Below are 21,541 nucleotides of genomic sequence, written 5' to 3' on the forward strand. Positions count from 1 at the left end.
AGATGCGCCACTCTATTTAATCATCCAAAGCCAAGACTGGTCCAACAGGTACAATACGAGTTGGATTAATGGTTTGATGGCTATAGTAGTAATGTTGCTTAATATGGGTAAAATTAACTGTTTCTCGGATACCTGGATAATGATAGAGTCGCTTAAGATAATCTTGCAAAGCCGGGTAATCCATAATTCGTCGTTTATTAGTTTTAAAATGCCCATAATAAACCGCATCGAAACGAATTAAGGTCGTAAACAAGCGCCAATCAGCTTCTGTAATTTGTCCTCCAACCAGATAACTATGTTGCTTCAAATGCTCTTCTAGCTCATCTAATGTTGCAAACAATTGTTCAAATGCTTCTTCATAAGCTTCTTGTGTTGTTGCAAAACCACAGCGATAAACACCATTATTTACTGTTTGATAAATCTTTTCATTAATAGTATCAATTTCAGCGCATAATGAGGGTGGATAAAAATCCTGCATGTCGCCTGTTAAATGATTAAAAGCTTGATTAAATTGGCGAATGATTTCAGCAGACTCATTACTCACAATAGTCTCTTTCTTTTTATCCCATAACACCGGTACAGTGACGCGACCAGTATAATTGGGGTCAGCCTTACAATAAATCTCATATAAGTAACGAAGACCATAAAGTTTATCACCCGTAGCACCCATACCGGTTTTAAATTCCCATCCATGTTCTAGCATATGTGGATGAACAATAGAGATATCAATAAAATCTGTTAACTTTTTAAGCATTCGAAAAATTAACGTACGATGAGCCCAAGGGCAAGCTAGAGAGACATACAGGTGATAGCGATTAGGCTCTGCTGGAAACATTGCATCAGGCTCAGCACTTATTGCCTGATGAAATTTTGCAGGTTCACGCTTAAATGACCCATGTGTTTTTGTAGTGTCATACCATTTATCTTGCCACTGCCCATCAACCAAAAGCCCCATATTTTTTCCTCTTATTTTAAACGCACACTCTCGATAAGGATTGCCTAAATCAGCGCTAAATTAAAGCTCTTTATAATAAAATAATAGCATTGGCTTTTTTCGATTTTAACCAATCCTTCTATTGTCGCTTTTTAAGCTAATAAAAAACGAAAATTCTTTTGAATTTCGTTTAAATCAAATTTATTAAGAAATAAAGAAAAACTCATCCAAGCACTTAAAGCGGCTAAATCTTTAAAAGGTGGTGGAAGATATACAGGTGGTGCAATAAGCTCTCTTTCTAAAAGCTCAAGTAATAAAGGTAAATCGTCAAGAACTAATTTACCGACAAACAAAAGTGGAATTGTTTCTACGCGATGCTGGCTGATGGCAAAACGAATAAAATTATAAATTAATAAAAAACCTTTAGTATAAGATAAATCTTTAGTAAAAGGTCCACCCGTAGGTGTACTTCCGCGAAAAACGCGTACGGTATGATTATAACTGTCTCTAGGACTTAAACCACACTCCAGAAAATAATGGTAAATATCTAAAAAGTCAGCACCCTGCCTTACTTTATCAAGTGCAATAACACGATTGGTAATTTTTCGTATTCGTCCTGGATAAGAAGAAAAAGTTACTACTTCAGTGATCACAGCGAGGCCCTCTTGAATAACACTGCAGGAAGGAGAGCCTTTGGATAGAAACGTACAATAAGGTTGCATGCTACCATTTAAAGTGGTTCCTACATGAACCCAACCCTCATGAACCTCTAAGTATTTAACATCTCTGTCACTGAATTTAGCATGTTGACTTAATTTAATATTATCCGCCCCTGCTGAGGCATCTGCGATCATATCATCACTTACCATGACGGTAATTTTACCAGGATGTAAATTAAAAAAAGAACTCAAACGAGTCTGTAAACTTTGCTGTGCTTCTTCAGGTGTATATCTTTTTAAATCAGCATCAGATTGCAATTGCACATCGAGAACTGTCAAAACATCAAAAAGAAGTGTTCCTAGATCGCATAAGCGAGGACCACCCAAGTAGAAAACATCATCCGGGCTACCATAAAGTTCAGTAGCCAGTTGACTAAACGCCGGTGTACCGCGAGCCGCTAACATATCTACAGCTTTGATATATTCTTCACATTGGCGTTTAAGTAGGCGCGTTACGGGCGAGTATTGTCCTAATTGGTTTTGAGCATCCCGCAGAATTGATCGAAATTCTTCTTGCTTTTCCTGCGCGTCAAAAGGAAGTGGCCTATTATCATAATAGGCTTTATCCACTGCCGGAAGTTTTGTAGCCTTATCATTAAAAAATTGCTGGCGAATGGAATCATCCCATTTAATGCTGTCTAAAATGCGAATTTGACTCTGTGCGTCAATAAGTCGATTTGATAATTCTTGAATAACAGCTAATTCAGTTGATTCCATAATCTTACCTTAGCTTATAGCATTTAAGCTGTAATTTTTGTTGGCGGTGATGTAATGTCTACGTCTACATTTTGACCTGGTGAAGGCAAATCATAAAAATGGCTAATGTTTGCTGTAGTTAAGGGTGAAGGCACGTTAATGGTTGCGCCATTTCTACTGTGCAAATACATTTTTTCAGCATTAGTAGTATATTTCGAACAAGATACAAGTAATGTTGTCAACGAGAGTAAAACCAATTTTTTCACAACGAACCTCATTAAATTAATTGTAGTTGATTTAATGCCTGCTCTAAAGGTACTTGATATTCTTTAGATAAAGGCGTTAACGGTAAACGCAATTCATTTGCTATTAATCCCATTTTGCTTAAAGCCCATTTAGTGGGAATTGGGTTTGCCTCACTAAAAAGTAATCGATGTAATGGCTGTAATTGCCGATTTATACTGCTTACTTGGTCACGCTCGCCGGCAAGCCCTGCTTCACATAAAGCAGCCATCTCTTTAGGTACAACGTTTGCAGTCACAGAAATAACTCCTCGAGCGCCCGCTAGGAGCCACTCTGCTGCCGTGTCATCATCACCACTATAGATATCAAGACTGCAATTACATAAGCGCTCAATATCTTTTAAACGCTCAAGCTTACCCGTTGCCTCCTTAATACCAACTATATTAGATATTTGAGCAAGCCTTGCTACCGTTTCAGGCAATAAGTCACAGGCAGTACGGCTTGGTACATTATATAGAATTAATGGTATAGGAACTGCTGCAGCAATATGACTGTAATGCTGATAAAGCCCTTCTTGCGTTGGTTTAATATAAGCTGGAGTCATAATTAAAGCTGCATGGGCACCACATTCCATTGCCATTTTGGTTAATTGAATACATTCTTTAGTAGCATTAGCAGCCGTTCCAGCTATTACAGGAATTCGTTCGCGCGCTTGCTCGATAACAGTTCGAATAACTAAACGTTTTTCTTCACTGTTTAATGTTGCAGCCTCACCTGTTGTACCGGCAGCAACAATTGCATGCGTGCCTGCTTCAATATGAAACTCCACTAACTCCCGCAAACGCCCTACATCTACTGTATCATTTTCTAGTGGTGTAACCAAAGCAACCATGCTACCGCGAAACATAATATCTTCTCCTAAAAGTCCATTCTTTAATACTACTCATGCTCCCACATTTTCACAAGGATATTTCATATGTGTATGATTTTATTTTATACATTTTATTCAAATTTGTACTAATATGTGTATTGAGGGAACTAACAATAGGAAGAAAACTATGAAAAAAACATTACCTTTTATGCTTGTAGTAGGATTATCAATGCCTTTACTTGAAGGCTGCACAAACACTGAAGTAGGTACAGTAGGTGGTGGCCTTGCAGGTGCTGGTATTGGCTATGCTGCTTCTGGTGGCCGAGCTTGGGGTACTGCCGTAGGTGCTGGCGCTGGTGCTTTAATTGGTAATGCAGTTGGTCAATCTCAAGACCGTTATTACTATAACCGTTACTATTATAGTGGTTACTATCCTTACAGTAATTATGGCTATTATAATAGTTATTATCCTTATTATTACTAATTTAATATCCTATGTGATTTTTATTTCTTAATTTAAGGCTTTTAGTGATTAATCTTCTAAGATTACTAAAAGTCTTTTTTTAATCCCGTTTGTACTTAAAGCAAATTTTAAAATCATTGCTATACTGGTAACAATACTACTTTAAATAAGGATATTTAACTATGCGTTTGCAAGATAAAGTAGCGATTGTGACTGGTGCTGCAAGTGGGATTGGAAAAAGAATTGCAGAAGTTTATGCCAGTGAAGGAGCTAAAGTTGCTATTGCTGACTTAAACCTTAATCAAGCAGAGGAAGTTGCTGAAGAAATCAAAGGTAAAGGTCATAGTGCTATTGCTGTAGCAATGGATGTAACTAATGAAGAGCAAGTTAATAATGGTATCGATTCCGTTGCTGATCAGTTAGGTGGTATAGATGTTTTAGTTAGTAATGCAGGTATTCAAATTATTGATGCAATTGATAAGCTTTCTTATGCAAATTGGAAAAAATTACTTTCGATTCATCTAGACGGTGCTTTTCTCACCACCCGCGCTTGCCTTAAACATATGTATGCAGGCAAACGAGGCGGCTCTATTATTTACATGGGTTCTGTACATTCAAAAGAAGCTTCAAAACTTAAAGCGCCTTATGTCACTGCCAAACATGGCTTAATTGGGCTGTGTAAAGTGGTGGCTAAAGAAGGGGCTGAACATGGTGTACGCTCTAATGTAATTTGCCCAGGTTTTGTGCGAACACCTTTAGTTGATAAACAAATACCTGAACAAGCCAAAGAACTTGGAATAACGGAAGAACAAGTTATTAAAAATGTTATGTTAAAAGAGACAGTCGATGGCGAATTTACAACTACAGATGATGTAGCCCAAACAGCACTCTTTTTTGCAGCCTTTGAATCTAATGCGTTAACTGGGCAATCACTGATCGTTTCCCATGGCTGGTTTATGGAATAAAAACTGCTTTTGACATCAAACATGTAAGTGGAGTCCATTATGAATGAAGCTCAAATTAGAGAAAATGCTTTTGCGATGCCTTTAAATTGCCCTTCTTACCCAAGAGGCCCTTATCGATTTATTAATCGAGAATATTTTATTATTACCTATGAAACCGATATGGACTTACTGCGTGAGGTGGTGCCTGCTCCTTTAGAAGTTACCGAACCGATAGTTAAGTTTGAGGTTATTCATATGCCAGATAGCACTGGATTTGGTAGCTATACCGAATCCGGACAAGTTATTCCTGTTTATTTTAATGGTACTCAAGGAAGTTACTCTCATGCTATGTATTTAGATGATTTATCGCCTATTGCTGGTGGTCGAGAAATATGGGGATTTCCCAAAAAATTGGCCAATCCTAAACTTTTTGTTGAACAAGAAACCTTAATTGGTACACTGGATTATGGCTGTACACGAATAGCGGCAGCTACTATGGGTTATAAATACAAATCAGTAGAAGAAGAAAAAGTTCGTACAGCGCTTACAGGCCCTTCTTATCTTTTAAAAATCATTCCTCATGTAGATGGTACGACACGAATTTGTGAATTAGTGGAGTATGAACTGACCGACGTCGTTATTAAAGGCGCTTGGACAGGCCCAGCTCAACTTGAATTATTTCATCATGCCATGGCGCCTATTGCTTCACTGCCAGTTAAGCGGATTGTTTCAGCTATTCATATCTTATCTGACTTAACTCTACCTTATGGTAAGGTTGTCCATGATTATTTAAAATAAACAGTCGATACCGCGGTTTAACCGCGGTAATTTACTTGTTTCTATTTAAATGTAAAATCATTAATATAGCTAATTTCAAGGCTGTCAGCCATTGCATATAACATGGCATACAATTTAACTAATCCTGCAAAAATGAGAAAGCTACTTCCCCAGACGCCTACTTTTAACCAATTTAGTTGATTAGAATATAGTTCCTTTAAAACTTTTTCGGAATTAATGTATCGCTCCAAGCATTCACTTTCCTTTGAAGAAATTCCTTTGGATTTAATAAGTTTGATTACTTTTTGCCTTTGTTCTTCTTCAGAAATATTAATATTAAGTGCCATAGGCACTCTTTTATCATGAATTTCCTTAATATATTCAGAAAAAAATAAGGAACGGGGAAAAGGGGCTATTTTTCTTTTCGCAAAAGAAATGTTGGTGCCCCCTAGTATACTAGTATTATCAATATAATTTTTTAACGCATTTTGTATATCAGACAAGCAACGAGGCTTTGCCGCTATAATGGCGCTTCGCATTCCATGACAAGTAGAAATAGCGCTAATAAACATACCACTAGTTTTCAATAAGGATGCCATGCCTATTGCTAATAAAGTCGTTGAATCACATAGATCTGTTATGATTAAATCAAACTGAACATTTTTTTTATTTATTCTAACCCAGTTTTGCCAGGTATATAACGAAACCTCATTAAACATCCTTGTATTTAGGCTGCCATGCTCACCGGTAATTAAGAGAACTTGTGTATCTTGTGCATCAGTTTTATCTAGTAATGGTACCCACTGTTTTTTTTGATCAATTTGCATTATCTCACAGTTAGGTAAATCTCTTAATTCCTGCCGCCATATTTCCTTGCAAGCTCTATCAGCTACCCTTGAATCAGAGCAAATAACTATTAATTTAAAAGACATATAAATAAATTGAATTAATTATTATCTTTAAACCGCCTAAGTATTCAAATTAATTATTGAAATTTAGGGCCAATAATCTGCAAAGACGGTGATGCCCAATAAATCGTTTGATTGTTATTTAAATTTTTATAAGGAATAAATAGGGTTCCCTTATCGTTAAAATGCCAAAACTCACCACAATATTTGCCGTCATTGCGAACAGAAACTTTTTCAATCATACGGCCGTTTTGATCAGTAAATTCGTGACAATAAGCTGCGTTCTGGTTAGGTGGAATTTTAAGCGGTGAATTAACTAGTTCAACTTCACCTTGTTTGTTATAAGAAAAAGCCATGCGCGAAAAGCTAGCATAAATATCATGGCTAAATCTTATAATTAGCGCAGAAAATAATAACACTACAATAGTCGTTTTAAGTTTTTTTCTAAAAGGTGTTCGCCCTCTAATGACATGGTAAATAAGATTCCAAATTATTACGATCACTAATAAACTAATAATTGTTGCCAATATCCTTACTCCTAATTTTTTTTAATTGTTTATATAATAGCGTCAGCTTAAAAAACCTCTGCATTCCCGTATAGGCAAGAATCTCTATTTCTATACAGGCATATTGCAACTATTAAAATAGATTCCCGCCTACGCGGGAATGACAGAATTCTTAATTTGATGCCATTAAATAACGGTTACTAGTTTCTATTGTTGGACCAAGGCCCAAACTAGATTAAATTAATTTGGATGATACTTTAACGAAATTCTTAAATTAATGCACTATTTCAATTACTTATATTATATTTTTAGTTTATGAAAATGAATACGACGACGCTCTGTATCAACTAATAAAAGATGGTTAGGAGGCACTGACTGCCAGGCGGCACTGAAATCATTTAATCTCTCAGAAGTAATTAAAACACAATCATGCACTTCAGCGCGCTTTGGCCTGTAATATCTATCTTTTGGTGTTAACCAAATTGATCCTGCTGAATAATGTAGTGATTCAGGCTTCGTTTTTTTATTAGATGAATAACGACTGGCAATGATACGTTGCCCGTCAGTTAGACAGACATTAAATAAGGAGGGATCGTCTGTTGTACCATATTCAGCTACCAGCTGATTGATTTGTTTAAAAGTTTGTTCTAATGTCTCTGCTACAACAGAAAGTTGTGTTAAATCTTTACCCTTAGCAAACTGTAAAAACAAAGCAAATAAATGTTCTGAATCGGTTTCACCTTGAATCCAATTATAAATATCATCATCTAGTAAGTGACGTAAATGGCGTTTAACAGACATAAAATCACTAATTCCACCATTGTGCATTAACATCCATTGTTTATAAACGAAAGGATGACAGTTATAATTATTAGTACCACCTACACTGGCCGCTCGAACATGAGCAAAAAAGCTCCCCGACTTAATTTTTGCAGTTAAATATAATAAATTTCGATCACTCCATGCTGGAAAAATTGAAACAAATAATGCAGGCTCTAAACTTATTGTAGGCGCATACCACCCTAAACCAAACCCATCACCATTGGTAGGTACTGTTGATTCACGAGCCTTTAAACTTTGCATAATAATAGAATTGCTAGGCTTTACTAGAATTTCTTCCAGTAAAACATCTGTTCCAAGATAAGCAACTAAGCGGCACATCAGCGCTCCTTTGTGATGACAGCAGTAATATTACTTAGTATAGAAGAGGATTAAGTCTTTACTTAGTTCTTATAGTAGTTAGCCTTGATGACGCATTGACTAAAGACAAGAATTACAAAGCATAATTAAGTCCTTTTACCTATTCAACTCTGATAGTGCAATTCAGAGAGCTAGATCACTGGATCCTGCGAACAAGTCGCAGGACGTAGGCAGAAAGTTACCGAGGTGTTATGTCTTGCAAATAAGTCGCAGGACGTAGGCAAAAAAGTTACCGAGTTGTTATGCCTTGCAAATAAGTCCTAGGACGTAGGCAAAAAAGTTATCGAGGTGTTATGACTTGCGAATAATCCCTAGGGCGTAGGCAGAAAGTTACGGGGGAAGAACAAATAAGAATTTTTTCAGGCTGATATTCTGCGACTTATCTACTAATGCAAAGACTTAACTAGGTTACTCTACCAGGCCTACGTCCTGTGGTTTAGCCACAGGATCCAGTGATTTAACTAACTTCCTGGATCCTGCGAACAAGTCGCAGGACGTAGGAAAAAAAAGTTATCGAGGTGTTATGCTTTGCGAATAATCCCTAGGATGTAGGCAAAAACTAATGACTTTTGACTTATTTTGCAAAAAAGTAAATAGAATTTTAATTTAAGATGATTTTTTATTAGATGTCTTTTCAGAATTCTTCTTATCTTTTTTTATAGTATCACAAACCTCTTTGGCTGAGTCTGACTTAGGTGTGACATGACAAATATTTTCTAAGCCTTCTACTTCGGGATGAGCAGGGTTTTTATCTTGTTTTTTCATAAGCATTCTCAATAATTAACTTAGTTTAATTTTAGAGCAAGATTAAGGCAGATACAACGTGTTAAATTTTCATCATAAAATTGAAAAAAATTGCATAATAATTTTATACACAAAAGAGAGATTAGTTATGTACGAAGTTAGGGTAGAAATTATTAAGAAAATGCACTTGTTAGTGGTTTTCTAGAAAATCCTAAGCGACAACCTAAGGCCGCATGAAATCAGGCAGCTATTAATAACAAGTTATGAAAATAAACCCAATTCAAAGCGTACCAAACAACAATAACTATTATTTTTTACACTTAAATAACCTAGTAGAATTAATCTGATTTCCATTTAGACATTATGCATTATAAGCACATAGATTAATCATTTTATCTTATATTGCTTTCTTTGCCTTCCTTGTTTATTTAAAAACTACTATGTATAATTTAATTACAAGCATATTGGAGGGAAACATTATGATAAAAATAGGGTCTTCATTATGTATGCTTATACCTGTTGTACTTTTAAGTAGCTGCACCATTATAGAATCAAATTATGTTCCTGCCGTCTCAACAACCAATTACGTATCTGATATTGGTTATTATGGGACAAGTCCTTATTGGGGAAATGGGTATTATGCTGGTCATGCGTATAATACTTGGTACGGCGGTTATTATGGCCCTAGCGCTTATGTTAGTGACTGGAGTTATTAATTAACTCTTTTCTACTGGCTTAGTAGGCCAGTAGAAAAGAGCCTTAGCCTTCACCTTCATCAATAGTCAAATCATGTGAGTCTAATTCATCTAATCCTTTTTCTTGTGTTAAGCGAATTTGTAAGCCTACGTTATTCTTAGAATCAGCATAACCTATAGCATTTTCTTCACTGATTTTTCCGGCTTTATATAAGTCAAATAAAGCTTGATCAAAAGTTTGCATACCAACTTGGCGGCTTTTAACCATAGCTTCTTTGACTTCTTCTATTTTACCTTTTTCGATTAAATCAGCGATATAAGGTGTGTTAATCAGAATTTCTACTGCAGGAACACGTTTTGCCGATAAACCAGGAATTAGTCGTAATGAAATAATAGCACGTAAATTCTGGGCCAGGTCTTGTAATAATTGTTGTCTAGCCTCATCGGGAAAGAAATTAACAATCCGTTCTAACGCTTGGTTTGAATTATTGGAATGTAAGGTGGCTAGGCAAAGATGACCCGTTTGCGCATAGGAAATAGCATGCTTCATTGTATTTCTTTCTAGGATTTCCCCGATTAAAATAACATCTGGTGCTTCTCGCATGGCATTTTTTAGTGCATTTTCATAGCTTAAAGTATCAATACCTACTTCACGTTGATCAACAATACTTTTTTTATGCTTATAAAGGTATTGATAGGATCCTCAATAGTTAAAATGTGCCCCCGATGATTTTCATTACGGTAATCAATCATGGAAGCAAGTGTGGTAGATTTACCGGAGCCAGTCGCACCTACAACTAACAGTAAACCTCGTAGCTCCATGATGAGCTGCTTTAGTATCGGTGGCAAGTCTAATTCCTCCATACTAGGAATAGTGCCTTTAATATAGCGAACAACCATGGCAATCTCGCCGCGTTGCCTAAAGACATTAACCCGAAAACGGCCAATATTAGCTAAAGAAATAGCCATATTTAATTCCATATTGGCTTCAAATTCTTTACGCTGGCTATCGTTCATGACTGACGCTGCAATTTCAGCCATCTGCATTGATTTTAAAGGGGTTTGTCCTACAGGCGTGGCTATACCTTGTATTTTAATATAGGGCGGCGCACCCACACTAAAAAATAAATCAGAAGCACTTTTATCAACCATTAATTTAAAAAATGGCGTAATATCCACATTATCACCTATGATTCCTTTCTCTTTAAAAGTTTAGATAAAATAATTAAAAGCGCAATATACTGTTATTTTTTTATCAAAAAGTATATTTTTTGGATAAATTTACAAAATTAAGCTAAATTTGTGATAAGAGGTGAAACCCATTTGGTTAATAATAAAGAGATTGGCATGGATAATTTGGTACATTTAATTTATACAAGTAGAGCAACAGAAAAGTTTAGCAATACCATGCTCATTAACTTATTAAATCAAAGTCGAGCCAATAATTATAAAGCGCAAATAACGGGTATATTACTTTATACGGAAGATAGTTTTTTTCAAATTATTGAAGGATGGGAAACAGCAGTCAAACTATTAATAGAAAAGCTTAATAAGGATTCAAGACATATTAATATAACGCAAATTATTTATGAAAATATTCTTAAAAGAACTTTTTCTGAATGGAGTATGGGTTTTGTTAAATTAGAAAAGGATAAATTCAATGAGATAGTCGGTTTTAATGATTTTTTTAGCAATCATATCTGCCTTACTGATATAAATTCAGGGCGAGCAAAAAAAGTTTTATGGGCCTTTTCTCAAGGATACTGGCGGCAGAATATTACATAAGGTTATACGATGGCTTCAAAAGTTAAATTTTCTTATGCTTTTCAGCCTATTGTTGATGTAGTCAACAAAATACCTTTTTCTTATGAAGCGTTAATTAGAGGGATTAATAATGAACCTCCTACCAATGTATTCGCGCACGTAAGCAGAATAAGTTTTCCCGATTTTGATCAAGAAGCCCGTGAATTCGCTATCGGCTTAGCTGCCAGATTAGGTCTTAATTGTAATCTTAACCTTAATTTTTTACCAAATAGCTTAGCTGAAAATAAATATATCGATAAAACTATAGCTACTTTAATAGAAAATCATTTTAAACCTGAGCAACTTATTATCGAAATTACTGAGTCTGAATTTATTCATTACCACAGTGATTTTTTCTATGGGGTCAATCAGTGTAGACGTAAAGGTATAAGAATTGCTGTAGATGATTTTGGAGCAGGTTACTCGGGCTTAAATCTCTTAGTAAATTTCCAACCCGAATTTATTAAGTTAGATATGCAACTTATTCGCAAAATTGATACTCACGGCCCTAGGCAGGCTGTTGTTAGAGCAATTCTAGAAGTTTGTACAGCACTTGGTATTGATGTTATTGCGGAAGGAGTAGAAACATTAGCTGAATATAATTGGTTAAAAAAGCAAGGGATTAGTTTATTTCAAGGCTATCTATTAGCAAGACCTGGCTTTGAGTGTTTACCTTCTATTAGCTATCCTGAAGCTGAGTAAATAAAAATTAATTAAAACTATTTTTTTGTCCCTTTATTCAGTTTAACATTATAAAGCGTCTAATTGGACTTTACCTAATAGACTTTTCGGAAACGGCCCTTAACGTCAATCTCAGCTGAAAATATAAGGTAAATTAATTAGTTCGCTAAATTTAAAAATTAATAACAAATAATAATAGTCTTTTCATCATAAGCCGCTAATAACTAAAAATTCAGTTACCAACAGACAAGCGCTGTAATGTGAAATAATGCGTAGTTGGAAAGGCCTATAATGGGTAAGTTAATGAATAATAAAAATAATAATCACCCTTTAGATCCAAGGTGGGTAGGAACAATTTTCTTTGCTGTTTTTGGATTTTGTTTCTTGCTTTTAACAAAATATATTTTACTTTCCTTACAACAAAGTGCAGTTATGCCTTTCTTGCCTTCCTTGTTGGTGGCATTAATTACGGGTGGTTTGTTAGGTTACATTTTTGGACCCTTTCTTATTTATCCAAAGCATTGGCTTTCTATTTTCTTAATAGGTTTTATCATCGCCATAATTGCTTTAATTCTTGTTAGCCTCGCTATCATTCTTCATCTTTATTTTTATGATCTCACTCTTATCAATCGAATTCACCATTGGCAAGACTACTTTATCTTCTATGGCACTATTTTCTTATCATTAACTTTAATTCTAGGTTTTTGGCTAGCTTTATTTACCGGCCTTGCTTGCGTTTATTTTAATAAACGTTTTTGGCCTACCCTATTAGCTATTGATAAAAATTCCAAATCCAACACTCCTTAATAAGGCTCATAATGAATCAAAGAGCCAATGTATTTGCTTTTATGCAGCAAGGCGCGACAATTATTACTCCAAATCAGCGTCTTGCCCAAACTTTACTTGCTGATTTCTACCATGCTTATCCAGAGCTTAGACATACTAAGCCTCATTGCTTTTCCTATAATGAATTTTTATTTGATTTATTTAAGAAATATATTTATTCAGAACCTTTTGCTGATAACAATCCATGGCTTCTTAATAACCAGCAGTTACGTCATTTACTTAAAAAAATTATTAATCAAAATGTATATAATTCAGCGCTTATAGATGAGGTGCAGAGTGCCTGGACTTATTGTCAACATTGGCAACTTGATATTAAGCATCCTACCTTTACCTATACTCAACAGAGTCAAAAATTTCAACACTGGTAGAGCAACTACAAACAGCGCTGGCAGCCTTATCTGCTATCTCCGAGGAGCAATTAGTTTCCTTTTTTTTACAGCAACAAATTGAAATAAATTTAAATAGCCTTGTATGGTACTGTTTTGATTACTACACACCTGAGCAAGAAACACTACAAAGCTACATCAGTAAGCAGGGTTGTGAGCTTTATTATTTAGATTTACCAATAAGTGAATCCTTATCCTATTTATACATTGCCGAAGATGATTTTGCAGAAGACCTGCAACTTATTTATTGGCTTAGGAAACAGTTAAGTGAAGGTAAACGTAAAATTGGCATTATTGTTCCTGATTTAGAAATTCAAATCCAACCGTTAAAAAGACTGCTCTACCAACATTTTGAACCTGAGTTATTTAATATATCCTTAGGCCAAGCGTTAAATAGCTATGAGCTAGTTGCTCATGCGCTATGTTGGTTAAATTTAAATGGCAAAACCTTAACCAACCACCAAGCAAATTTACTTCTTTACTCGCCTTACCTGAGTGGCTCTTATCAGGAATTATTTAACCGCAGCCAAGTTATGCAAGACTCACGTTTTTTGCAAGAGGAAACCTTCGATCAAGCAGTTTGGCTAAAAGAGGTGCAAAACAGCGCGCCTTATTTAGTGAATCTATTAAAATCCTTACCAGCCTATCCTCATTCAGCTTCACCACAAGAATGGATTAACTTATTTATTAAACGCTTATCCTTGTTAGGCTTTCCTGGCGATTACTCTCTAGACTCTGTTAACTATCAATGTTATCAACGGCTCCTCGCACTTTTTGAAGAATTTAAACAACTGAGTTTATTAATAGATAGCATGTTACTAAGTGAAGCGCTTAATTCGCTTGAAGCATTAGCTGCTACAACTATTTTTCAGCCTGAGAAAAACCCTGCACCAGTGCAAATCTATAACACGATAGAAGCCAATGGCTCATTATTTGATGCCTTGTGGATTATGCATATGACTGACGAGAATATGCCCAACAAAATTTAACTTACCGGCTTTTATTCCAATAAAATTACTAAAAGAAAAAAATATTCCCCTATTTAATCCTAGTTACCAACTTGAGTTAGCGCAAAAATTGTTTGAACGCTTAAAATGCAGCAGTAGGCATTGTGTAATTAGCTATTCACGTTTATCAAAAGATAAAGCTAATTTGCCAAGTCCGTTATTAGTTAATTTAACTGCTAATTATCTTCAACCACAGAAAACAATACCTACATCTTATTGGGAAAGTTATATAGAAACTTATCAAATACCTTTAGATGATAATGAAGCTGTAAGCGGCGGAACGGCTCTTTTAGCTAATCAAGCAAAATGTCCGTTTCGTGCCTTCGCTGCCCACCGTTTACAGGTTAAAAAAGCAATAGAGACCTCTAATGGACCTAATGCTTTAGAACGCGGTCAAATTATTCATCGTGCCATGGAACTTATTTGGGAAACACTTAAAGATCAACAAACATTACTGTCCTTATCTCAGCAGCAGGAATTAAATCTTTTAATTGAACAGGCAATAGAAAAAGCCTTAACCCCTTATAAGGAATTACGACAATATTCTTTTCCTTCTGTCATTCAAGAAATTGAAGTAGCGCGAATTAAGCTGCTAGTAACCTGTTGTCTTGAATGGGAAAAGCAACGCCCTCCTTTTGAAGTGGAAGCACTGGAACATGCCTTTATGGTAAAACTAGCAGATATTGAGTTTAATCTACGTATTGATAGGCTCGATAAGCTTACTCATGGCAAAAAATGGGTAATTGATTATAAAACCAGTATTCCTACGTATTTACCATGGCGAGAAGAACGCCCACGTGAACCACAATTACTGTTATATGCCTTACTTGATGAAACTATTAATACTTTACTTTTTATAGGCCTTAAAGAAGGAGAAATTAGCTTAAAAGGTTTAAGTGAGGAACACTGGCCCATTGAGGGCTTGACCTATCTCGGAGAAGACGAAGCTTGGTCTAGCCGATTAACGTTATGGAAAGAGCAACTTTATCAGTTAATAAAAGAATACAGCGACGGACACTGCCCACCTAAACCTATTCATTCTTCAATATGCCAACAATGTGACTATCAAAGCCTTTGTCGGTTTGGGATTGCTATAGATTAACTTTAATATACTAAAAATTTTAAACGAGAATTCGATTTATAACTTGAACCTAATATACCTATCTTTTGGTAATGTGCTAAATTAAAATTGCCTGCAGGATTTAGTTGACTTTCCATTGTTAACTCTAATATGCAACGGAACTTAAGTTATCGAGCTTCACTTTTTTAGGTTTAGTAATCCAAATTAAAGAAATTAAAGCAATAAATATTATGGCAGAATAATAAGGCGTAAGTCTCAAAAAAGGAACCGGGTTAATGGCAATTACCATTTACTTAAAATGGTTTGTTAACTTTATTATTATTTTATACGTTGGGATTTAGCAGTTGCACTTGAGGTCATTATATTTACTGTTAAAACATTATCTACGAAAGATAGTGCTTTATATTTTTCAGTTTGACTTTTTATATCCTCATAATCGATGTTAGCGGCTTCTAATAATGAGGTTATCAACAAATCAGGTGTTGTTTCTAATTCTTCAGCAGCTTCGCTTACTGAGTTTGTAGAAAATATTATGGTAGCTACGTCATTAAGAGGCATTGCTTTGATTTCTTTAGGAGGTAGTTTTCTTTTTAAATTGTGAGTTTCTTTAAAGAAAGCGTAAGTTGTCACTGATATGGAAGCTGCAGAAGAAACAGAAGGCTCTGGTGTTAATCCTTGCCCAGCTTCTATTATTTGGTCCCCTTCCAAGCTGTCTTGAGAAAAATTACTTTCTATATTATCTGTAATTTCTGACCTAGCACTTATGTCTAGATCATCTGCTACGATAGTGTCAAGATTTACTCTATTAATTTTTGCAACCTCTATGAGCTCGTCATACGCCTCCTCCCAAGCCTCTACCTCTCTTTGTGCCCCTTCTAAACTGTCTTGGGAAAAATTACTTTCTATAGTATCTGTAATTTCTGAGCTAGCACTTATGTCTAGATCATCTGCTACGATAGTGTCAAGATCTGTTCTATTAATTTTTGCAACGTCCATGAGCCCGTCATACGCCTCCCTCCAAGCCGCTTTACCTACCTCCTCGCTAGGCCAGACAGTTTTCATAACTTCATAAGTTAAGGGCTTTGCCACCCCATGGGCATCTAAATAGGTAACTTTGCCAAGATGTCTCTGCAGTGTGGCCTGTCCTACACCTAACCGACCTGCTGCCTCTTGTAGAGAATTGCTTTGTAAAATAACTGCATGGATTTGGCGCATGGTTTTTTGAGTAAGGTCAATTTTTATGACATTCATGGGCTCCTCATACGCCTCTCCCCAAGCTGCTTTACCTACCTCCTCGCTAGGCCAGACAGTTTTCATGACTTCATAAGTTAAGGGCTGCGCCATCCCTTGGGCGTCTAAATAGGTAACTTTGCCAAGATGTCTCTGCAGTGTGGTATCTCTTACACCTAACCGACCTGCTGCCTCTTGTAGAGAATTGCTTTGTAAAATAGCTGCATGGATTTGGCGCATGGTTTTTTGAGTAAGGTCAATTTTTATGGCGTTCATGGGCTCCTCATACGCCTCATTCCAAGCTGCTTTACCTACCTCCTCGTTAGGCCAGACAGTTTTCATGGCTTCATAGGTTAAGGGCTGCGCCGTCCCGTGGGCATCTAAATAAGTAACTTTGCCGAGATGACTTCGCAGTGTCGCATGTGCCACACCTAACCGACCTGCTGCCTCTTGTAGAGAATTGCTTTGTAAAATAACTGCATGAATTTGGCGCATGGTTTTTTGAGTAAGGTCAATTCTTTTTGTGGCCTTCATGAGCTCCTCATACGCCTCTCCCCAAGCCGCTTTACCTACCTCCTCGCTAGGCCAGACAGTTCTCATGGCTTCATAAGTTAAGGGCTGCGCCATCCCTTGGGCGTCTAAATAGGTAACTTTGCCAAGATGTCTCTGCAGTGTGGTATCTCTTACACCTAACCGACCTGCTGCCTCTTGTAGAGAATTGCTTTGTAAAATAACTGCATGGATTTGGCGCATGGTTTTTTGAGAAAGATCAATTCTTTTTGTGGCCTTCATGGGTCCCTCATATGCCTCCCCCCAAGCTGCTTTGCCTACCTCCTCGCTAGGCCAGACAGTTTTCATGGCTTCATAAGTTAAGGGCTGCGCTATTCCTTGGGCATCTAAATAGGTAACTTTGCCAAGATGACTTCGCAATGTGGCATCTGTTACACCTAACCGACCTGCTGCCTCTTGTAAAGAATTGCTTTGTAAAATAGCTGCATGGATTTGGCGTATGGTTTTTTGAGTAAGATCAATTCTTTTTGTGGCCTTCATAGGTTCCTCATACGCCTCTCCCCAAGCCGCTTTACCTACCTCCTCGCTAGGCCAGACAGTTTTCATGGCTTCATAAGTTAAGGGCTGCGCCATCCCTTGGGCATCTAAATAGGTAACTTTGCCAAGATGTCTCTGCAGTGTGGCCTGTCCTACACCTAACCGGCCTGCTGCCTCTTGTAGAGAATTGCTTTGTAAAATAACTGCATGAATTTGGCGCATGGTTTTTTGAGTAAGGTCAATTCTTTTTGTGGCCTTCATGGCCTCCTCATACGCCTCATTCCAAGCTGCTTTGCCTACCTCCTCGCTAGGCCAGACAGTTTTCATAACTTCATAAGTTAAGGACTGTGCCATCCCTTGGGCATCTAAATAGGTAACTTTGCCGAGATGATTTCGCAATGTGGCATCTGTTACACCTAACCGACCTGCTGCCTCTTGTAGAGAATTGCTTTGTAAAATAACTGCATGGATTTGGCGCATGGTTTTTTGAGTAAGGTCAATTTTTATGGCGTTCATGGGTCCCTCATACGCCTCCCCCCAAGCTGCTTTGCCTAACCCCTCGCTAGGCCAGACAGTTTTCATGACTTCATAAGTTAAGGACTGCGCTATCTCTCTTGGGCATCTAAATAGGTAACTTTGCCAAGATGTCTCTGCAGTGTGGTATCTCTTACACCTAACCGACCTGCTGCCTCTTGTAGAGAATTGCTTTGTAAAATAGCTGCATGGATTTGGCGCATGGTTTTTTGAGTAAGGCCAATTCTTTTTGTGGCCTTCATGGGTTCCTCATACACCTCCCCCCAAGCCGCTTTACCTACCTCCTCGCTAGGCCAGACAGTTTTCATAACTTCATAAGTTAAGGGCTGCGCTATCCCTTGGGCGTCTAAATAGGTAAATTTGCCGAGATGACTTCGCAGTGTCGCATGTGCCACACCTAACCGACCCGCTGCCCCTTGTAAAGAACTGTTTTGTAAAATAACTGCATGGATTTGGCGCATGGTTTTTTGAGAAAGATCAATTCTTTTTGTGGCCTTCATGGGTCCCTCATATGCCTCCCCCCAAGCTGCTTTGCCTACCTCCTCGCTAGGCCAGACAGTTTTCATGGCTTCATAAGTTAAGGGCTGCGCTATTCCTTGGGCATCTAAATAGGTAACTTTCCCAAGATGACTTCGCAATGTGGCATCTGTTACACCTAACCGACCTGCTGCCTCTTGTAGAGAATTGCTTTGTAAAATAGCTGCATGAATTTGGCGCATGGTTTTTTGAGTAAGGTCAATTCTTTTTGTGGCATTCATGGGGCCCTCATACGCCTCCCCCCAAGCTGCTTTGCCTACCTCCTCGCTAGGCCAGACAGTTTTCATAGCTTCATAAGTTAAGGGCTGCGCTATTCCTTGGGCATCTAAATAGGTAACTTTGCCGAGATGACTCTGCAGTGTGGCATTTCTTACACCTAACTGACCTGCTGCCTTATTTAGGGAGGAACTTTCTAAAATAGCTGCATGGATTTGGCGCATGGTTTTTTGAGTAAGATCAATTCTTTTTGTGGTGTTCATAGGCTCTTCATACGCCTTCCCCCAAGCTGCTTTGCCTACCTCCTCGCTAGGCCAGACAGTTTTCATGGCTTCATAAGTTAAGGACTGCGCTATCCCTTGGGCATCTAAATAGGTAAATTTGCCGAGATGACTCTGCAGTGTGGCATCTGCCACACCTAACCGACCTACCGCATTATGTAGAGAGGAGCTTTCTAAGATAGCTGCATGGATTTGGCGCATGGTTTTTTGAGTAAGATCAATTTTTATGGCGTTCATGGGGCCCTCATACGCCTCCCCCCAAGCTGCTTTGCCTACCTCCTCGCTAGGCCAGACAGTTTTCATGGCTTCATAAGTTAAGGGCTGCGCTATTCCTTGGGCGTCTAAATAGGTAACTTTGCCAAGATGTCTCTGCAGTGTGGCATCTATTACACCTAACCGACCTGCTGCCTCTTGTAGAGAATTGCTTTGTAAAATAACTGCATGGATTTGGCGCATGGTTTTTTGAGTAAGGTCAATTTTTATGGCATTCATGGGTTCCTCATACACCTCTCCCCAAGCTGCTTTGCCTAACCCCTCGCTAGGCCAGACAGTTTTCATGACTTCATAAGTTAAGGACTGCGCTATTCCTTGGGCGTCTAAATAGGTAACTTTGCCAAGATGTCTCTGTAGTGTGGCATCTATTATACCTAACCGACCTGCTGCCTCTTGTAGAGAATTGCTTTGTAAAATAACTGCATGGATTTGGCGCATGGTTTTTTGAGTAAGGTCAATTCTTTCTGTGGCATTCATAGGTTCCTCATACGCCTCTCCCCAAGCCGCTTTGCCTACCTCCTCGCTAGGCCAGACAGTTTTCATGGCTTCATAAGTTAAGGGCTGCGCTATTCCTTGGGCATCTAAATAGGTAACTTTGCCGAGATGACTTCGCAGTGTGCGTTCTGACACACCTAACCGACCCGCTGCCCCTTGTAAAGAACTGTTTTGTAAAATAGCTTCATGGATTTGGCGCATGGTTTTTTGAGTAAGGTCAATTTTTATGGCATTCATGGGGCCCTCATACGCCTCCCCCCAAGCTGCTTTACCTACCTCCTCGCTAGGCCAGACAGTTTTCATGGCTTCATAAGTTAAGGGCTGCGCTATCCCTTGGGCATCTAAATAGGTAACCTTGCCAAGATGTCTCTGCAGTGTGGCATTTCTTACACCTAACTGACCTGCTGCCTTATTTAGGGAGGAACTTTCTAAAATAACTGCATGGATTTGGCGCATGGTTTTTTGAGTAAGATCAATTTTTATGGCGTTCATGGGGCCCTCATACGCCTCCCCCCAAGCTGCTTTGCCTACCTCCTCGCTAGGCCAGACAGTTTTCATGGCTTCATAAGTTAAGGGCTGCGCTATTCCTTGGGCATCTAAATAGGTAACTTTGCCAAGATGTCTCTGCAGTGTGGACTGTGCTACACCTAGCCGACCTGCTGCCTCTTGTAGAGAATTGCTTTGTAAAATAGCTGCATGGATTTGGCGCATGGTTTTTTGAGTAAGATCAATTTTTATGGCGTTCATGGGACCCTCATACGCCTCCCCCCAAGCTGCTTTGCCTACCTCCTCGCTAGGCCAGACAGTTTTCATGGCTTCATAAGTTAAGGGCTGCGCTATTCCTTGGGCATCTAAATAGGTAACTTTGCCGAGATGACTCTGCAGTGTGGCATCTGCCACACCTAACCGACCTGCTGCATTATGTAGGGAGGAACTTTCTAAAATAGCTGCATGGATTTGGCGCATAGTTTTTTGAGAAATCAAAGTAATTTTATTCATTTATTGCTCGTTTTGTTCAAAAATTTATATATTTTTAAATTATAGATTAGAAAAATTTAAATTAATTACCTTAAATGTAGGAGCAATGTTTACTATTTAGGGTCCTGTTGCAAAAAATAAAGTAACGTTATAATTGTTTTTATTTAGAGCAATTATGAGCTTAAAAGTCTAATTGATTTTAAATGGCATCATTTTCATGGCGAAGTAATTCTGGCAATGTGTGCGTTGGCAGTGTAAATATGGCATCAGTTACCATTTCTTAAAAAATGATGGCTGAGCGAGGTCTTTTAATTGATCACACTAGTATTTATTTTTGGATACAATACTATGTGACTGAATTAAAAAAACGATTCGGCTGGTATAAAAAACACTATGCAAGCCATTGGCATTTAATTTAATAGCATAAACAATGGTAAAAATAAGGT

General features: G+C 37.7%; 20 protein-coding genes and 1 pseudogene. 10 read left to right on the forward strand and 11 right to left on the reverse strand.

Annotated elements, in window-relative coordinates; all coding sequences use genetic code 11:
• Positions 1 to 16: 16 nt before the first annotated feature.
• The 4 genes from ACNVED_RS10180 to dapA form a co-directional block, all read right to left on the reverse strand.
• On the reverse strand, positions 17 to 955 hold the full coding sequence (locus ACNVED_RS10180; RefSeq protein ID WP_419418910.1) for a glutathione S-transferase family protein: 939 nt from the start codon (positions 953 to 955) through the stop codon (positions 17 to 19).
• A gap of 131 nt (positions 956 to 1,086) precedes the next feature.
• Positions 1,087 to 2,370, reverse strand: a complete 1,284-nt coding sequence (locus ACNVED_RS10185; RefSeq protein ID WP_419418911.1) for a flavohemoglobin expression-modulating QEGLA motif protein — start codon at positions 2,368 to 2,370, stop codon at positions 1,087 to 1,089.
• Positions 2,371 to 2,393: 23 nt separating this feature from the next.
• Positions 2,394 to 2,615: a hypothetical protein gene (locus tag ACNVED_RS10190; RefSeq protein WP_419418912.1), complete on the reverse strand. Its 222-nt coding sequence runs from the start codon at positions 2,613 to 2,615 to the stop codon at positions 2,394 to 2,396.
• A gap of 11 nt (positions 2,616 to 2,626) precedes the next feature.
• Positions 2,627 to 3,499 carry a 4-hydroxy-tetrahydrodipicolinate synthase gene (dapA, locus tag ACNVED_RS10195; RefSeq protein ID WP_419418913.1) on the reverse strand — a complete coding sequence of 291 codons (873 nt, stop codon included), beginning with the start codon at positions 3,497 to 3,499 and terminating at the stop codon, positions 2,627 to 2,629.
• Between the two features lie 151 nt (positions 3,500 to 3,650).
• Between dapA and ACNVED_RS10200 the strand changes: the two genes are divergently transcribed.
• From ACNVED_RS10200 to ACNVED_RS10210, 3 genes are all read left to right on the forward strand, one after another.
• Positions 3,651 to 3,947, forward strand: a complete 297-nt coding sequence (locus ACNVED_RS10200) for a glycine zipper domain-containing protein (protein WP_419418914.1) — start codon at positions 3,651 to 3,653, stop codon at positions 3,945 to 3,947.
• Between the two features lie 161 nt (positions 3,948 to 4,108).
• Positions 4,109 to 4,891: a 3-hydroxybutyrate dehydrogenase gene (locus ACNVED_RS10205; protein ID WP_419418915.1), complete on the forward strand. Its 783-nt coding sequence runs from the start codon at positions 4,109 to 4,111 to the stop codon at positions 4,889 to 4,891.
• 39 nt (positions 4,892 to 4,930) lie between these two features.
• Positions 4,931 to 5,668, forward strand: a complete 738-nt coding sequence (locus tag ACNVED_RS10210; protein WP_419418916.1) for an acetoacetate decarboxylase — start codon at positions 4,931 to 4,933, stop codon at positions 5,666 to 5,668.
• A 41-nt stretch (positions 5,669 to 5,709) separates the two neighbouring features.
• Here ACNVED_RS10210 and ACNVED_RS10215 read toward each other — a convergent pair whose 3' ends face one another.
• From ACNVED_RS10215 to ACNVED_RS10230, 4 genes are all read right to left on the reverse strand, one after another.
• The gene (locus ACNVED_RS10215) at positions 5,710 to 6,579 is read right to left on the reverse strand and encodes a hypothetical protein (RefSeq protein WP_419418917.1); all 870 of its coding nucleotides are present in this window, start codon (positions 6,577 to 6,579) and stop codon (positions 5,710 to 5,712) included.
• A gap of 53 nt (positions 6,580 to 6,632) precedes the next feature.
• Positions 6,633 to 7,082, reverse strand: coding sequence for a hypothetical protein (locus ACNVED_RS10220; RefSeq protein WP_419418918.1), 450 nt, complete (start codon positions 7,080 to 7,082; stop codon positions 6,633 to 6,635).
• 279 nt (positions 7,083 to 7,361) lie between these two features.
• Positions 7,362 to 8,222, reverse strand: coding sequence for a class II glutamine amidotransferase (locus ACNVED_RS10225; protein ID WP_419418919.1), 861 nt, complete (start codon positions 8,220 to 8,222; stop codon positions 7,362 to 7,364).
• A 645-nt stretch (positions 8,223 to 8,867) separates the two neighbouring features.
• A complete protein-coding gene (locus ACNVED_RS10230) occupies positions 8,868 to 9,026 on the reverse strand; it encodes a hypothetical protein (protein ID WP_419418920.1) in 159 nt (52 codons plus the stop codon).
• A gap of 458 nt (positions 9,027 to 9,484) precedes the next feature.
• Between ACNVED_RS10230 and ACNVED_RS10235 the strand changes: the two genes are divergently transcribed.
• Positions 9,485 to 9,721, forward strand: a complete 237-nt coding sequence (locus ACNVED_RS10235; RefSeq protein ID WP_419418921.1) for a hypothetical protein — start codon at positions 9,485 to 9,487, stop codon at positions 9,719 to 9,721.
• A gap of 43 nt (positions 9,722 to 9,764) precedes the next feature.
• Here the strand turns inward: ACNVED_RS10235 and ACNVED_RS10240 are convergent.
• Positions 9,765 to 10,879, reverse strand: a pseudogene (locus ACNVED_RS10240) (PilT/PilU family type 4a pilus ATPase).
• 168 nt (positions 10,880 to 11,047) lie between these two features.
• Here ACNVED_RS10240 and ACNVED_RS10245 point away from each other — a divergent pair.
• The 6 genes from ACNVED_RS10245 (at position 11,048) to ACNVED_RS10270 (ending at position 15,525) form a co-directional block, all read left to right on the forward strand.
• The gene (locus ACNVED_RS10245; RefSeq protein WP_419418922.1) at positions 11,048 to 11,485 is read left to right on the forward strand and encodes a BLUF domain-containing protein; all 438 of its coding nucleotides are present in this window, start codon (positions 11,048 to 11,050) and stop codon (positions 11,483 to 11,485) included.
• Positions 11,486 to 11,494: 9 nt separating this feature from the next.
• Positions 11,495 to 12,205, forward strand: a complete 711-nt coding sequence (locus ACNVED_RS10250; protein ID WP_419418923.1) for an EAL domain-containing protein — start codon at positions 11,495 to 11,497, stop codon at positions 12,203 to 12,205.
• A 282-nt stretch (positions 12,206 to 12,487) separates the two neighbouring features.
• The gene (locus ACNVED_RS10255; RefSeq protein ID WP_419418924.1) at positions 12,488 to 12,991 is read left to right on the forward strand and encodes a hypothetical protein; all 504 of its coding nucleotides are present in this window, start codon (positions 12,488 to 12,490) and stop codon (positions 12,989 to 12,991) included.
• 11 nt (positions 12,992 to 13,002) lie between these two features.
• Positions 13,003 to 13,398 carry a hypothetical protein gene (locus ACNVED_RS10260; protein WP_419418925.1) on the forward strand — a complete coding sequence of 132 codons (396 nt, stop codon included), beginning with the start codon at positions 13,003 to 13,005 and terminating at the stop codon, positions 13,396 to 13,398.
• A 551-nt stretch (positions 13,399 to 13,949) separates the two neighbouring features.
• Positions 13,950 to 14,405 carry a hypothetical protein gene (locus ACNVED_RS10265; RefSeq protein WP_419418926.1) on the forward strand — a complete coding sequence of 152 codons (456 nt, stop codon included), beginning with the start codon at positions 13,950 to 13,952 and terminating at the stop codon, positions 14,403 to 14,405.
• A 43-nt stretch (positions 14,406 to 14,448) separates the two neighbouring features.
• On the forward strand, positions 14,449 to 15,525 hold the full coding sequence (locus ACNVED_RS10270) for a PD-(D/E)XK nuclease family protein (protein WP_419421173.1): 1,077 nt from the start codon (positions 14,449 to 14,451) through the stop codon (positions 15,523 to 15,525).
• A 297-nt stretch (positions 15,526 to 15,822) separates the two neighbouring features.
• On the opposite strand, the gene ACNVED_RS10275 is transcribed toward ACNVED_RS10270, so the two are convergent.
• Together ACNVED_RS10275 and ACNVED_RS10280 are read right to left on the reverse strand one after the other, a co-directional pair.
• A complete protein-coding gene (locus ACNVED_RS10275; RefSeq protein ID WP_419418927.1) occupies positions 15,823 to 18,363 on the reverse strand; it encodes a hypothetical protein in 2,541 nt (846 codons plus the stop codon).
• Positions 18,364 to 18,386: 23 nt separating this feature from the next.
• Entirely contained in the window at positions 18,387 to 21,116 is a 2,730-nt protein-coding gene (locus ACNVED_RS10280; protein WP_419418928.1) for a hypothetical protein, read from the reverse strand.
• Between the last annotated feature and the right edge of the window lie 425 nt (positions 21,117 to 21,541).

This window comes from Legionella sp. D16C41, from assembly GCF_048541585.1.
GTDB lineage: Bacteria > Pseudomonadota > Gammaproteobacteria > Legionellales > Legionellaceae > Legionella_C.